The sequence below is a fragment of the Rhodococcus sp. RD6.2 genome, assembly GCF_001040705.1.
Classification (GTDB): Bacteria; Actinomycetota; Actinomycetes; order Mycobacteriales; family Mycobacteriaceae; genus Rhodococcus_G.
In genome coordinates, this window is record NZ_CVQP01000005.1 from 766,760 (window position 1) to 781,116 (window position 14,357).

Here is a 14,357-nt window from a genome sequence, read left to right on the forward strand (position 1 = left end):
AGCCGGGTGACAAACCCGGCGGCCCCACCCCGACCCCTCCCGGGCGGCGATAGACGATGCAGATCGCAGTAACCATCGTCAGCCTGCTCGGGTTTTTCGCCCTGACCGCGGGCACCGCCGTGTTCGTGGCCGCGGAATTCTCCCTGACCGCGCTCGAACGCAGCACCGTCGACGCCCACGCCCGCGACGGCGACCGGCGCGCACGACAGGTTCAGCGGGCGCACCGCACCCTGTCCTTCCAACTGTCCGGCGCGCAGCTGGGCATCACCATCACGACACTGGCCACCGGTTACATCGCCGAGCCGGTCCTCGCGAAACTGATCACCCCGATCCTGACGGCCATCGGCGTCTCGACGTCGGTGGCGTCGGGGATCTCGTTGGTGCTGGCCCTGGTCCTGGCGACCTCGCTGTCGATGATCTTCGGTGAACTCGTCCCCAAGAACCTCGCGATCGCGCACCCCCTGGCGACGGCGCGCGCGACGGCGGGCCCGCAGGCCTGGTTCTCGACGGTGTTCCGGTGGGCGATCAACGGTCTCAACGGCGCCGCGAACTGGGTGGTTCGCCGTCTCGGGGTCGAACCCGCCGAGGAGTTGCGGTCGGCGCGGTCGCCGCAGGAACTGGGGTCGCTGGTACGCAACAGCGCCCGCAGCGGCACCCTCGACCCCGGCACCGCGCTGCTCGTGGACCGGTCGCTGCGTTTCGGTGAGCGCACGGCGGAGGAACTGATGACGCCGCGGGTCAAGATCGAGACCCTCGAACTGCACGACACCGTCGCCGACCTGCTCGACGTCGCGTCCCGGACCGGGTTCTCCCGCTTCCCCGTGGTCGACGGCGACCTCGACGACACGGTGGGCGTGGTGCACGTCAAGCAGGCGTTCACCGTGCCCGCATCCGCCCGTGCGACGACCACGCTGATGGTCCTCGCGAAGAAGGTGCCGGTGGTGCCGTCGAGCCTGGACGGCGACGCGTTGATGGAACGGGTCCGGTCGGACGGCATGCAGGTGGCGCTCGTCGTCGACGAGTACGGCGGCACGGCAGGCGTGGTGACGATGGAGGACCTCATCGAGGAGATCGTCGGTGACGTCCGAGACGAGCACGACGACACGGAGATCGACGTGCAGCGCCAGGGTGACAGCTGGATCTGCGCAGGTCTGTTGCGGATCGACGAGATCCGGCACGCCACCGGCTACGCCGCACCGGAAGGCGAGTACGACACGATCGGTGGACTCGTCCTCGAACGCCTGGGGCGGATCCCCGAGGTCGGCGACGAGGTGGAACTGCCCGCACCCGACGGGTCCGACACCCATCCCGGTGTCGGGAACGGCGGCTGGCTCGCCCGCGTCGCCGCGATGGACGGGCGCCGCATCGACCGGGTCGTGCTGACCCCGGTCCCCGCGGAGGCCCTCGCCGCGCACCGGACCCGCACCGCCGAGGAGTCCGACGATGAATGACCTCTTCGCCGTCCTGCTGACGGTGCTGCTGCTCGGTGGCAACGCGTTCTTCGTCGCGGCCGAGTTCGCGTTGATCTCGGCTCGCCGCGACCGCCTCGAAGCGCTCGTCGCCCAGGGCAAGAAGCGGGCCGCCACGGTCATCCACGCGGGCGAACACCTGTCGCTGATGCTGGCCGCGGCGCAGCTCGGCATCACGATCTGCTCGATCCTGCTCGGCCGGGTCGGTGAGCCGGCCATCGCGCACCTGATCGAGAAGCCCCTCGACTTGGTCGGCCTGCCCGACCAGCTGCTGCACCCGATCGCGTTCGCCATTGCGATGTCGCTGGTGGTGATCCTGCACATCCTGCTCGGCGAGATGGTCCCGAAGAACATCGCCATCGCAGGACCGGAGCGGGCGGCGATGCTGCTGGTCCCCGCGCACCTCGCGTTCATCAAACTGGCGAGGCCGCTCATCGCGTTCTACAACTGGGCCGCGAACTCGGTGCTGCGGATGCTGCGGGTGCAACCGAAGGACGAACTCGACAGCACCGTCTCCGAGATCGAACTCACCGAGATGATCGGCGAGTCCCGCTCGGAGGGGCTGATCGACGAGGAGGAGCACCGCAGGCTCACGCAGGCGCTGCACACGACGGGCCGCACGGTCGCGGACGTGCTCATCCCCCTCGACAAGGTGCGGACGGTGCCGCTGACGGACCGAGGCACGACGCTCGGCGCCATCGAGCGGGCCGTGGCGGAAACCGGCTACTCCCGCTACCCGGCCGCACTGCCCGACGGCTCGCTCGCCGGGTACCTGCACCTCAAGGACGTGCTCGACGAGGTGCTCGACGAGTCCGCGGGCCCGGACACCGTCGTGCCGCGCAGCGATGTGCGGCCATGGCCGCGATTGCAGATGCAGACTCCGCTCGACGAGGCACTGGCCGTGCTCCGGCGCGCGAGCAGTCACCTCGCGGAGATCGTCGACGCCGACGACAACTGCCTCGGCATCGTCGCGCTCGAGGACCTGGTGGAGGAGTTCGTGGGCACCGTGCGGGACGGCACCCACCGGATTACCGACGCCGTCCCCGGGCAGCACACGTCGTGACGGCGCCGCAGCGGACGGCGCGCCGGACCGTCCTGTCCGAGGAGGACTGGACGGTCCGGCGCGACGCGCACCACGCGCGGGTCGACGCGCTGATCGGCCCGCACCTGGGCAGGCAGGCGCGCGGCGTCTCCCATCCCGTCGTCGACTTCCTGTTCACGTACTACAGCCTCCGGCCCGCCCAGTTGCGGCGCTGGCATCCCGGCTTCGCGGTGGTGCTCGGAGGCGGGGCCGCCCGGCCGTACGCCGAGTACTCCGGGTACCGGGAGGTCGACGGCGGAGTCGGCGCGGATCCGGCGTTGCTGGAGCGTCGACGGACGATGCTGGAGTTCACCGAGGGGGTACTGGCAGGGACGGCGTCGCGGCCCGCTCAGCTCGGGTGCTTCGGCCTGCACGAGTGGGCGATGGTGTATCGCGGCGGCGCTGACGCCGTCCGGCATTCGGGGACGCCACTGCGGCTCGGCGCGGAGGGGACGGACGCGGTCGTCGAGTCGATGACACTGCGGTGCACCCACTACGATGCGTTCCGGTTCTTCACGCCGGACGCCGTGGGGCGCAACAACCTTCCGCTCTCCCGCGACGAGCAGTCGGAGCGTGAGCAGCCGGGCTGCCTGCATGCGGGCATGGACCTCTACAAGTGGTGCTACAAGTTGGTGCCGCTGGTCGACTCCGATCTGCTGCTGCGCTGCTTCGAGCACGCCATGGACGCACGGGAACTCGACATGCGGGCAAGCCCCTACGACCTGCTGGACCTCGGCTACGAGCCGGTGCCGATCGAGACCGCCGCGGGCCGAGCCGACTACGTGCGCGCGCAGCAGGCGCTCGCCGACCGGGCGGCGCCCCTGCGCGCCGAACTCCTGGCGCGCTGCCGGGAACTGCTGGGACGTTAGGGTTGGGCGCGTGTACGTGCCCACCGCCTTCGCCCTGACCGAGGACGAGACCGTCGACGCGCTGCGTCGCGGCGGGTTCGCGCATCTGGTCACCGCCACTGCCGCCGGGCTGCTGACGACCCCGCTGCCGATGCTCTACGACGAGGAGCGGCATCGTCTGGTCGGGCACGTGTCGCGGGCGAACCCGCACTGGCGTGGCGGCAACGGCGGGCAGAGCGTCGCGATCTTCTCCGGTGCCGACGGGTACGTGTCCCCGCGCTGGTATCCGGAGGACGCGTCCCGCACGCGGATGGCACCGACGTGGAACTACGAGGTGCTCACGGTGCACGGCCGGCTCGTGGTGCACGACGACGTCGAGTGGGTGCGTGCGAATGTGACGGCGTTGACGGCGGCGCACGAGCAGGACCGGGACGAACCCTGGCGGATCGACGAGGTCGCGGCACGGGACGTGGACTCGATGCTCCGCGCCATCGTCGGCGTCGAGGTCGTCATCGAGCGGGCGGTGGGCAAGGCGAAGCTCAGCCAGAACCAACCCGACCGCAATCGCCGCGCGGTGATCGACGGTCTGGAGCGATCCGCGTCCCCGGGCGATCGCACGCTCGCCGACCGGATGCGGATCCTGCCGAACGAGAACTGAACCCGCGACGGCACGGCGGGCCGCTACATTCAGCCTCGAACGGCGAATTGATCCCGGACACTCACATGGGAGGCAGTGCAGGTGAAGGTCACGCACGACCGCATCGTCGACGCGGGTATCGACCGCGACGAACTGGAACGACGCAAGACGCTGTACGGCTCGTTCACCGACGCGGTGCGGGAGCTGGTCGACGCGACGATCCGCACCGAGGTGGACGACGAGGTGATCCGTGAGGTGCAGGCGGAGATCACGGCGGCGACCGCGAAGCTGCGGGCCCGCCAGATCGACGGCGCATTCGGGATGCGCCGCACGATCTCGGGCGAGACCTTCTCGTGGGGCAATGCGGGTGTCGGGGTGCGCAATGCGGTCGCGCCGCCGCTGGTCATCGAGCGTGACGACACCGGCAGGCACTGGACGCACGTCACCCTCGGCGCCGCGTACGAGGGCCCGCCCGGTCACGTGCACGGCGGCATCGGGGCTCTGGTCCTCGACCACCTGCTCGGTGTCACGGGCAGCGCCACGGAACGCCGCCTGACGGGCACCCTCACGCTGCGCTATCGGCGCGGAACCCCCCTCGGCCCGCTGTACGCCGAGGCGCAGGTCGTCGAGGTGGACGGGCGCAAGGCCATCGTGCGGGGCACCCTGTCCGACGCGGAGGGCGTCACGATCGAGGCGGAGGGAATCTTCATCTCACCCGGACCGTCGGTGTAGTCAGCCCGTCGGCGTGGGTCGGGCCGCCACCGTCCCGCGCCCGTACCAGGCGCGGGCACTCAGGGTGAAGGGACCATCCGGGAGTTCGGTCCGGCACGCCTCGCGGACCGCGGTGCGCCGGTCGTCCGGCAGGGAGTGCAGGAACTGGCCCGCCGGTCCGACGGCGAACGTGAACGGTTCCCAGAAGTCGTCGAAGTCGCGGTAGTCGACGTGAGCGGTGAGTTCGCCGCTCGCCACGTCCACGAGGCCGGCGCGGCGCAGCCTCTCGGCGATGTCACCGTCGGCGGTGCCCACCATCGCAGCCTCTCCGACGACGGTCGGGTCGATCTCGCGTACCGCGGCCCAGAACAGGTGGAGCATCCGCATGCCCCCGGTCGCGATGTCCCACATGCAGGCGGCGACGGTGCCGCCCGGTCGGGTGACCCGCGCCATCTCACCGACGCCGCGGTCGGGGTCGCGCATGAATCCGATCACGAGCGACGCCATCGTCGCGTCGAATTCGTCACTGTCCCAGGGCAATTGCTCGGCCGCGCCGTCACGGACGTCGGCGCCGGGGGTGCGTTCACGACAGGCCGCGGCGAACTGGGGCGCTGGGTCGATCGCCGCGACGTTCGCCGCGCCGACGCGGGCGGCGAGTTCCACGGCGAGGGCACCGGGTCCGCACCCTACGTCGCAGACGCGCATTCCGGTGCGCACCCCGACCGCGTCGGCGAATACCGGCGCCAAGGACGACGCGTACCGCCCCATGAACCTGTCGTACTGCTGCGCCGGCGCTCCGAACTGCTGCATGTCATCATCATCCGCCGCTCGCCGCACCGGTCAAGCAGCCGCTCGCGGCAGCGATCGAAGACTGGACAGCGCGCGCGGCGCCACCTAGATTCACACAGCAGTCCAGACAGTTGTCCAGAAGACGTTCAGGGGGTTCGTGGTGCAGTTCACGCTCGAGGACATCGACGCCGCGGAGACCGCCCGGCGCGCTGCGCTGTTCGGCCCCCTCACCGATGCCGTCCGCGGCCTCGTCGACGCCACGATCCGCACCGAGGTCGACGAGGACACCATCCGCGACGTGCACGCGAGCATCCTGGCTGCGACCGACCGCCTGCGCGCGCGCCAGATCGACGGGGCGTTCGGCGTCCGGTACACCCACCACGGCGAGGCGATGGCCTGGGGCAACTCCGTGATCGGACTGCGGAACGCGATCGCGCCACCGCTGTCCGTCACGCACGAGCCCGGCGGCGTCGTGTGGAGCGAGTTCGTCCTCGGCGCCGCCTACGAGGGTCCACCCGGGCACGTCCACGGCGGGGTGTGCGCCCTCGTCCTCGACCAGATCCTCGGCATGTCCGCCGCATCCAACGACAAGCCGAACTTCACCGGCACCCTCACACTCCGCTACCGGCGCGGAACGCCGCTCGGCCCCCTGCGCGTCGACGCCCGGATCGACCGCGTCGAGGGCGTCAAGACGTTCGTCGTCGGCACCATCTCCGACGCCGCAGGCGTCACCGTCGAGGCGGACGGCGTGTTCATCCTGCCCACGTGGGCGCGGGAATCCGGCGGAGAACCCACCTCGAAGTGAGGTAGTGCGCTACTCGATACTCTCGCCGCGAACCGGCCGATTCTGGAGTCGACAGCAAGTCGATCCGAGTGAGGCGAGAACGATGACCGTGCAGGCCATGGACGTGCGCGTCGCAGCCCCGGCCGAGGAGGTCGCCGCCGACACGACGAGTCCACACGCGTCGGCGTCGTGGCCGTGCGGCGAGGTGCTTCCGATCGGGGTGCTCCCGGACCAACGGCGCCAATCCGACATCGCCGAGCATCTGACCGTCGTCCGTGCCGCGGCACGTCGCGACGCGCGGCACGGCCTGGTGCGGGTTCCGCGGGTACGCCCCGATCGACTTCCGCCGGTGGTCTCGCTGGCCCGGTGGCAGACGCCGTTCCGGTTCCAGAACTTCCGCGGCACCGGATCCGCGTTCGCGGTGGTCGCGGCGATAGAGGCGGAGTACCTGCGCCTGTACGGCGTGGCGCTGCATCTGTCGGAGCAGTACGCGATTCACGTGGCGCAGGCGGGCGAGCTGTACCCCGGATACACCACGTCACCGAAACGGCACGAGAACAACAGCTCCTACTGGGGTTTCCGCGGATCGTCCGATCTCGCATCGACGCTGTCGCGGGCGGCGATCCCCGACGAACAGTCGGCGCGGTACCTGTCACGGGCGGAGATGACGCTGCTGCGTCCGGCGGTCCCCGAGGCGGGCGACCTGGCCGACGCGGACGACACCCCACAGGAGAACCTCGACGCGTTCGAGTTCTCGGAGCGGCACATCCCCACCCACGCCCGCCACCGGGCGCACTACCGCATCGCAGACAACGGCGTGGTGTCCCTCGGGATGAACCCGTCCATCGCCACCCTGCAGTCGGTGATCGCGAGCGGCCACGAGGTCATCGCGGACGTGCCCGCACACTGCTTCCTCCTCGTGGGGTACGACCGGCCACGCCGCGAATGGCTGGTGAAGGACTCGCGCGGCCAGAACGCCTTCGTCCGTGTCGGATTCGACGATCCCGACTGGCCGATCCTGGCTGGGCACTACCTCACGTCGGTGGTCGCGCCGACCTGCGATCCGCAACTTGACGCCTGGTGGATCGGCAGGTGGAACATCGACGTCGACGGTCGCCGTGGCGAACTGGTCGTGCGGCGGACCACCGACTATCGCGGCGCACCGGGGACACCGACGAAGCTCGGGAACTTCTACTGCGACGGATGGCGGTACGACGTGAATGGCCTCACCGAGGACGACGGGCGGACCCTGCACTTCTGGATCGCGGACACCACCGACCGGATCCCGGCGGGAACCCCGTCCGGGCAGGAGGTCCACGCCCACCTGTTCTCCTGGGATCCGCGGAACGCCGCCGGGCACACCACCCAGCAGGGCGTGCCGTTCGGCGTCACCCTCAGCCGCAATCCGCTCGACGACCCGTCCTTCGACAGGGCGGCGCGCTCCGGTTTCGAGGGACGCGACTGGGTCGGCACGTGGGCGCTGAACCACGACGGGTTCCGGGGGCTGCTGGAGATTGACTCGGTGGATCCGCTGCGCGCCCGCTACACACCGCCGGGTGGTCGGCCACTGCCCGCCACGGGATCGGTGACGGCGCACCGGCTGACGCTGTCCGTCGACTTCGCCGACACCGAACCCCAACTGTTCCGCCTGCTCGCCCACACCGGCGAGCACGCCCGCCTGTCCGGAACCACCACCTGGCACGGCCACGAGTACGGAGTGCAGGGCACCCATGTATGACAGCGATTACATTTCCCACATGACCACTGCACGCAGGGCCCTGTGCGTCGCGTACGCCGTGATCGCGGCGGTGGCCCTGGTCGCCACGTGGTGGCACAACATCGCGTACCTCGCCGACGGCGGCACACTCGGCGGGTTCTTCACCGAGGGCTTCGCCAACCATGTCAGCAGTTCGTTCACGAACGATCTCGTCCTGCTCACCGTGGCGGTGATCGTGTTCATGGTCGTCGAGGCCCGCCGGCTCGGCATCCGGTTCGTCTGGCTGTACGTGGCGCTGGCGTTCGTCATCGCGATCAGCGTGACGTTTCCGCTGTTCCTGATCGCCCGCGAACTGCGGTTGACGCAGACGGAACGCACATCGATCACACCCGACGCCATCTGACGGCGCGGCACGGAAGCCTGTCGAGACGCCCGGGTCCCCTCCCGTATCATTGGTAACGACCGGCCACACCGCTGGTCGTCGTCGAGACCTGCCGAGTGACCCGAACCGCCCGTCCCCGGCCAGCAGGCGCGCCCACCTCACGCGCCGCGCGCTCTCGAGCTTGTTATTTCGATGTCGCCCGGCTCGCCGCCACCGGACCAACTGAACTCCGGGAAGCTACCGCCGGGTAACATTGTTGTGTCCCGTACTGCGTCCCGATTGCGGACGCTTCTGGTAGCGGAAAAGTGAGGCTGTTCAATGACTGAACGCGTGCAGGTCGGTGGACTTCAGGTCGCCAAGGTTCTCTACGACTTCGTCAATGCCGAGGCACTGCCCGGCACCGGCGTCGACGCCGACGCGTTCTGGTCCGGCGCCGTCAAGGTGATCGAGGATCTCGCCCCCAAGAACAAGGCGCTGCTGGCGAAGCGCGACGACCTGCAGGCGCAGGTCGACGGCTGGCACCGTGAGCGTGCCGGTCAGCCGCACGACGCCGCCGCGTACAAGGCGTTCCTGCAGGAGATCGGCTACCTGCTGCCCACGCCCGAGCCGTTCGAGATCACGACCGCGAACGTCGACGCCGAGATCGCCACCACCGCGGGCCCGCAGCTCGTGGTGCCGGTGCTCAACGCGCGCTTCGCGCTCAACGCGTCGAACGCCCGTTGGGGTTCGCTGTACGACGCCCTGTACGGCACCGACGCAATCTCCGAGGACGGCGGCGCCGAGAAGGGCACCGGCTACAACAAGGTGCGCGGCGACAAGGTCATCGCCTGGGCCCGCAACTTCCTGGACACCGCGGCGCCGCTCGCGAAGGGCTCCCACGCCGAGGCGACCCGCTACTTCGTCGACGGCTCCACGCTGAAGGTCGAACTCGGCGGTGAGGTCGTCACCGAGCTGGCGCAGCCGGAGAAGTTCGTCGGCTACCTCGGCGAGAAGGATGCACCGACGTCCGTGCTGTTGCGCAACAACGGCCTGCACGCCGAGATCCAGATCGACGCCACCTCCCCGATCGGCTCCACCGACGCCGCGGGCGTCAAGGACGTCGTGCTCGAGTCCGCGATCACCACGATCATGGACTTCGAGGACTCCGTCGCGGCCGTCGACGCCGACGACAAGGTCGTCGGCTACCGCAACTGGCTCGGACTGAACCGCGGCGACCTCGCCGAGGAGATCAGCAAGGGCGGCAAGTCCTTCACCCGCCGCCTCAACGCCGACCGCACCTACACGGCGCCCGACGGCTCCGACCTCACGCTGCACGGCCGCTCGCTGCTGTTCGTCCGCAACGTCGGCCACCTGATGACGAACCCGGCGATCCTCGACGCCGACGGCAACGAGATGCCCGAAGGCATCCTCGACGCGCTCGTCACCAGCCTGTGCGCCACCCACGGCCTGACCCGCAGCGATGCGAACGGTCCGCTGGACAACAGCCGCACCGGCTCGATCTACATCGTGAAGCCGAAGCAGCACGGTCCCGAGGAGGTCGCGTTCACCGGCGAGCTGTTCGGTCGTGTCGAGCAGGTCCTCGGGCTGCCCGTGAACACCCTCAAGGTCGGCATCATGGACGAGGAGCGCCGCACGACGGTCAACCTGTCCGCCTGCATCAAGGAGGCGTCCGAGCGGGTCGTGTTCATCAACACCGGCTTCCTCGACCGCACCGGCGACGAGATCCACACCTCCATGGAGGCCGGCGCGATGATCCGCAAGGCCGAGATGAAGAAGCAGCGTTGGATCGCCGCGTACGAGGACTGGAACGTCGACACCGGCCTGGCCGCGGGTCTGCAGGGCAAAGCGCAGATCGGCAAGGGCATGTGGGCGATGACGGACCTGATGGCCGACATGCTCGAGCAGAAGATCGGCCACCCGAAGGCCGGCGCCAACACCGCGTGGGTGCCGTCCCCGACGGGCGCGACCCTGCACGCGACGCACTACCACCAGGTGGACGTGTTCGCCGTGCAGGACGGCCTGAAGGGCAAGCCGCGCGCGAGCGTCGACGACATCCTCACCATCCCGCTCGCCCCGTCCACCGACTGGTCGGACGCCGAGAAGCGTGAGGAACTCGACAACAACGCCCAGTCCATCCTCGGCTACGTGGTCCGCTGGATCGACGCGGGCGTCGGCTGCTCGAAGGTGCCCGACATCCACGACGTCGCACTCATGGAAGACCGTGCGACGCTGCGCATCTCGAGCCAGCTGCTCGCGAACTGGCTGCGCCACGGCATCGTCACCGAGGCCGAGATCACCGAGGCACTGGAGCGAATGGCCCCGGTCGTGGACCGCCAGAACGCGGGCGACGCCACCTACCGGAACATGGCACCCGACTTCGACTCCAACATCGCCTTCCAGGCGGCGAAGGAGCTGATCCTCGAGGGCGCGAAGCAGCCGAGCGGCTACACCGAGCCGATCCTGCACCGCCGCCGCCGCGAGTACAAGGCCGCGAACGCCTGATTCCGGCGCACAGCACCACATCCCGGTCCGCCGGGACCACGACGCCGTCCGACCGCTCCGGTCGGGCGGCGTCGTCGTCACGTGGTGCGTCTCGATCCGTAGACTGGTCGCTCGGGTTCGGATGGAATGACGGAACGGCGGCCTCGCGGCCGGGAACGAGGAGCCGTGGGGCAGCATCGCGACGAGGAACGACTGCGTGGCGTCAGCCGGGGCCCGGTGATCGCGGCCGTGTCCGTGTTGGTGGTGATCCTCGCGATTGTCGGCTGGTTCCAGCTGCGGGACCGGATCTCCGATCAGGGTGTCGCCGCCGCGCAAACCTGCGTCGAGGGTGAAGTGGTTCTCGACATCGCCGCCGACCCCGACGTCGCGGCCACCGTCCGCGCCGTCGCGGACCGTTACAACGCGACCGCACCGGTCGTCCGGGACCACTGCGTTCGTGTCGCCGTCGCCGAGGCCCCGTCGGACGCCGTCGTGACGGGGCTGTCGCAGCCCGACCTGTCCGAGTGGACGGGGCCGGTCTCCGCTCCCGCACTGTGGGTTCCGCAGAGTTCGATGGCGATCACCCGGCTGGCGCACCCCGAGGTGGTGTCCGGGGTCCCGAAATCGGTCGCGTACTCACCTGTCGTCCTGGCCGTTCCGGATGCACTGCGGGACGGATTGACCCGCGCCCGGATCGGGTGGCAGGACCTGCCGCGCCTGCAGGGGGATCCGAAGTCGCTGCCCGAGTTGGGCCTTCCGGGTTGGGGCGGACTGAAACTCGCGCTGGCCCCCGCGTGGGAATCCTCGGCCCTGACGGGCGACTCCGTCGCCGCGGCGGTCGCCGGGGCAGGCACCGGACCCGTCACCGCCGACCAGGCACAGTCCCCGGCCGTGACGTCCGCCCTCGCCACACTCGCTCGCGGTTCCCGAGTGCTCGGGGACCTGCCGCCGACCGCGGCGGACGGCCTCACCGCGCTCGCCGCGCAGACCGACCTCGCGGGCGGCCAGTTCCACGCCGTGCCCGTCACCCAGCAGCAACTCGACGCTCTCGGCGCGACCGACATCAGTGGCTACGCACCCGCAGGCGCCGCGCCGGTCGCGGACCACCCGGCGGTCGTCGTCGCGGCGCCGTGGGTCGACGAGACGCGGTCGCGGGCGGCCGCCCAGTTCGCCGAGTACCTGCGCGCACCGGAGCAGTACGACATCGTCACCGGCGCGGGGTTCACCACCACCGCCCCGGGCGGCACCCTCGTACCGTCGGATCCCGCGACGGCGGCGGCCATGCTGGCACCGATCACCGCCACCGCCGCGACGCGATCGACGACCGTCCTGCTCGACGTCTCGGCGTCCATGACGCAGACCGACGGGGGCGCCACGAAACTCGCCAACGTCACCGGCTCCCTGGCCGAGCAGATCGATGCCGCCCCCGACGAGTCCGAGGTCGGACTCTGGCTGTACTCGCGGGGTCTCGACGGGAACCGTCCCTACCGCGTCGCGGTCGCGACGGGCCCGCTGTCCGAGAACCGCGACGATCTCGAACGCGCACTCGGCTCGGTGCGCGCGGGGACGGCCACCTCCACGTACACGTCGGTGATCACCGCCTACGACACGGCCGTGTCCGAGTATTCCGACGGCAGGACCAATTCCGTCCTCCTCGTCACCGACGGACCCAACGACGACACCAGCATCACCTCCGCGCAGTTCCTCCGCGCGGTGTCCGAAGCGTCCGACCCCGGCCGGCCCGTGCAGATCGATGTCATTGCCGTCGGCGAGAACTCGGACGCGGCAACGCTGCAGAAGCTCGCGGACCAGACCGGTGGCACGATGCGGACGGTGCCCGACTCGTCGGGTCCCGACTTCGCGCAGGCACTCCAGTCGACGCTCGGCTGAGGACCGACGGATTCGATGATCAGACTCGCCGTTTTCGGGCTCCTGCTCGCCCTTCTCACCTGGTGGCTGTTCCGTAGGCTCACCGGCCCGACCGAGCTCGGGCCCGTCGCGCGACGCGCCGTCGGCACCGCCCTCATCGTGCTGTGGGCGCTGGCACTCGTCGGCGTCGGCAGCGGTGAGGTGTTCGCGACGTCGTGGGCTCGGCCGCCCGGCGCGGTCGGCTGGGTGTGGCTCGCCGCGGTGCTGTACCTCGCCGCGGGTTTGGGCGTCATCGCGATCGGCACCGGGGTCACCGGACTGATCCAACGTCGGCGGCGCACGCCGAGCGCACCCGGATCGCGCGAACAGGCGGCGGGCCCGACCCGGCGGCGGGTGCTGCGCGGGGCAACGGCCGCGGTCGTGCTGGCGGCGATCGGCGCGGCCGGCTACGGCGTCGTGGAGGCGGCAACGCCACGCGTGGTTCGGGTGCGGATTCCGTTGCGGCGCCTGCCCGCAGACTTCGCGGGCACCCGCATCGCCCTGGTCACCGACGTCCACGTCGGGCCGGCCCGCGGGATCGGTTTCACCCGCAAGATCGTCGACATCGTGAATTCCGAACATCCCGACCTGGTGTTGATCGGCGGCGATCTCGTCGACGGCACCGTCGCGAAGGTCGGTCCCGATCTGGCGCCGCTCGCCGACCTGAGCGCGCCGCTGGGCGTGTTCGGGGTGAGCGGCAACCACGAGTTCTACGCCGGAGACGGCGGGCGGTGGCTCGACCTGTGGGACACCCTCGGAATCCACACGCTGCGCAACTCCCGCGTCGAACTGCGGCGCGGCGACGCCGTCGTGGACCTCGCGGGTATCCACGACCTCACGTCACCGGCACCGTACGAGCCGGACCTGCAGGCCGCTCTGGCGGGACGCGACGCGGACCGCGCCGTGCTGCTCCTCGCCCACCAGCCCGCGCAGGTGCTCGAGGCGGCGGAACTGGGCGTCGACCTGCAGATGTCCGGACACACTCACGGCGGGCAGATGTGGCCGCTGGGCTACCTGGTGCCGATGCAACAGCCGTCGGTGACCGGACTCGACCGGTTCGGCGACACCGTCCTCTACACCAGCCGTGGGGCAGGCGCCTGGGGTCCGCCGGTGCGCGTTGCCGCCCCGCCGGAAATCACCTTGATCGAGCTCACCACCACCTGACCGACGGTGCCGCTCAGTCGGGTGGAATGACCGGACGGCACAGGCGGTCGACGCGTGGCTGTCAGAGGCACCACTCGAGTTCGGCGGAGCCCGGGAACGGCACGACGAAGCAGAAGGCGAGCGACCCGTTTCCGAGCGGACGTTCCTTGGCCATGGCCGGTGGCGCGGCGAGGGCACCGACAGCGACGGTCATGGCGGCCACGGCGATGACGCGGCGGATGGTTGAAGGCATTTTCCCGACCTCCAGATTGCGGTTTCCCGTGTCCCGGCCGTTCGGTCGTGCGGACGGCCCGGGTTTCGGGCACCGCACCATCGTCCCCCGCCGGCGGCGCCGACCACAACGTTCATGAGCTCGCCTCACGAACGTTGTGGCTCGGCTGCCGAGC

Annotated in this window: 13 protein-coding genes; 11 read left to right on the forward strand and 2 right to left on the reverse strand. The window is 70.2% G+C overall.

Going from position 1 to position 14,357, the window contains the following annotated elements; all coding sequences use genetic code 11:
• Positions 1-56: 56 nt before the first annotated feature.
• From RHCRD62_RS09895 to RHCRD62_RS09915, 5 genes are all read left to right on the forward strand, one after another.
• A complete protein-coding gene (locus RHCRD62_RS09895) occupies positions 57-1,451 on the forward strand; it encodes a hemolysin family protein (protein ID WP_050064463.1) in 1,395 nt (464 codons plus the stop codon).
• A complete protein-coding gene (locus RHCRD62_RS09900) occupies positions 1,444-2,532 on the forward strand; it encodes a hemolysin family protein (RefSeq protein WP_050064464.1) in 1,089 nt (362 codons plus the stop codon). Before RHCRD62_RS09895 ends, RHCRD62_RS09900 begins: the two co-directional genes overlap by 8 nt.
• Positions 2,529-3,419, forward strand: coding sequence for a hypothetical protein (locus tag RHCRD62_RS09905; RefSeq protein WP_050064465.1), 891 nt, complete (start codon positions 2,529-2,531; stop codon positions 3,417-3,419). The genes RHCRD62_RS09900 and RHCRD62_RS09905 overlap by 4 nt, the downstream gene beginning before the upstream one ends.
• 10 nt (positions 3,420-3,429) lie before the next feature.
• The gene (locus tag RHCRD62_RS09910) at positions 3,430-4,056 is read left to right on the forward strand and encodes an FMN-binding negative transcriptional regulator (RefSeq protein ID WP_050064466.1); all 627 of its coding nucleotides are present in this window, start codon (positions 3,430-3,432) and stop codon (positions 4,054-4,056) included.
• Positions 4,057-4,137: 81 nt separating this feature from the next.
• Positions 4,138-4,767 carry a PaaI family thioesterase gene (locus tag RHCRD62_RS09915; protein WP_253277259.1) on the forward strand — a complete coding sequence of 210 codons (630 nt, stop codon included), beginning with the start codon at positions 4,138-4,140 and terminating at the stop codon, positions 4,765-4,767.
• Here RHCRD62_RS09915 and RHCRD62_RS09920 read toward each other — a convergent pair whose 3' ends face one another.
• Entirely contained in the window at positions 4,768-5,556 is a 789-nt protein-coding gene (locus RHCRD62_RS09920; RefSeq protein WP_050064467.1) for a class I SAM-dependent methyltransferase, read from the reverse strand.
• A gap of 136 nt (positions 5,557-5,692) precedes the next feature.
• Between RHCRD62_RS09920 and RHCRD62_RS09925 the strand changes: the two genes are divergently transcribed.
• The 6 genes from RHCRD62_RS09925 to RHCRD62_RS09950 all read left to right on the forward strand — a co-directional run bounded on the left by RHCRD62_RS09925 (position 5,693) and on the right by RHCRD62_RS09950 (position 13,971).
• Complete coding sequence (locus tag RHCRD62_RS09925; RefSeq protein WP_050064468.1) at positions 5,693-6,340, forward strand: PaaI family thioesterase; 648 nt, start codon at positions 5,693-5,695, stop codon at positions 6,338-6,340.
• A gap of 82 nt (positions 6,341-6,422) precedes the next feature.
• On the forward strand, positions 6,423-8,057 hold the full coding sequence (locus RHCRD62_RS09930) for a hypothetical protein (RefSeq protein ID WP_050064469.1): 1,635 nt from the start codon (positions 6,423-6,425) through the stop codon (positions 8,055-8,057).
• 19 nt (positions 8,058-8,076) lie between these two features.
• On the forward strand, positions 8,077-8,439 hold the full coding sequence (locus RHCRD62_RS09935; protein WP_050064470.1) for a DUF2834 domain-containing protein: 363 nt from the start codon (positions 8,077-8,079) through the stop codon (positions 8,437-8,439).
• 297 nt (positions 8,440-8,736) lie between these two features.
• Entirely contained in the window at positions 8,737-10,920 is a 2,184-nt protein-coding gene (locus RHCRD62_RS09940; RefSeq protein WP_050064471.1) for a malate synthase G, read from the forward strand.
• A 165-nt stretch (positions 10,921-11,085) separates the two neighbouring features.
• Entirely contained in the window at positions 11,086-12,789 is a 1,704-nt protein-coding gene (locus RHCRD62_RS09945) for a substrate-binding domain-containing protein (protein ID WP_050064472.1), read from the forward strand.
• Positions 12,790-12,804: 15 nt separating this feature from the next.
• Positions 12,805-13,971, forward strand: a complete 1,167-nt coding sequence (locus tag RHCRD62_RS09950) for a metallophosphoesterase (RefSeq protein ID WP_050064473.1) — start codon at positions 12,805-12,807, stop codon at positions 13,969-13,971.
• A 61-nt stretch (positions 13,972-14,032) separates the two neighbouring features.
• Here RHCRD62_RS09950 and RHCRD62_RS25790 read toward each other — a convergent pair whose 3' ends face one another.
• A complete protein-coding gene (locus RHCRD62_RS25790) occupies positions 14,033-14,203 on the reverse strand; it encodes a hypothetical protein (protein ID WP_157050860.1) in 171 nt (56 codons plus the stop codon).
• Positions 14,204-14,357: the final 154 nt, after the last annotated feature.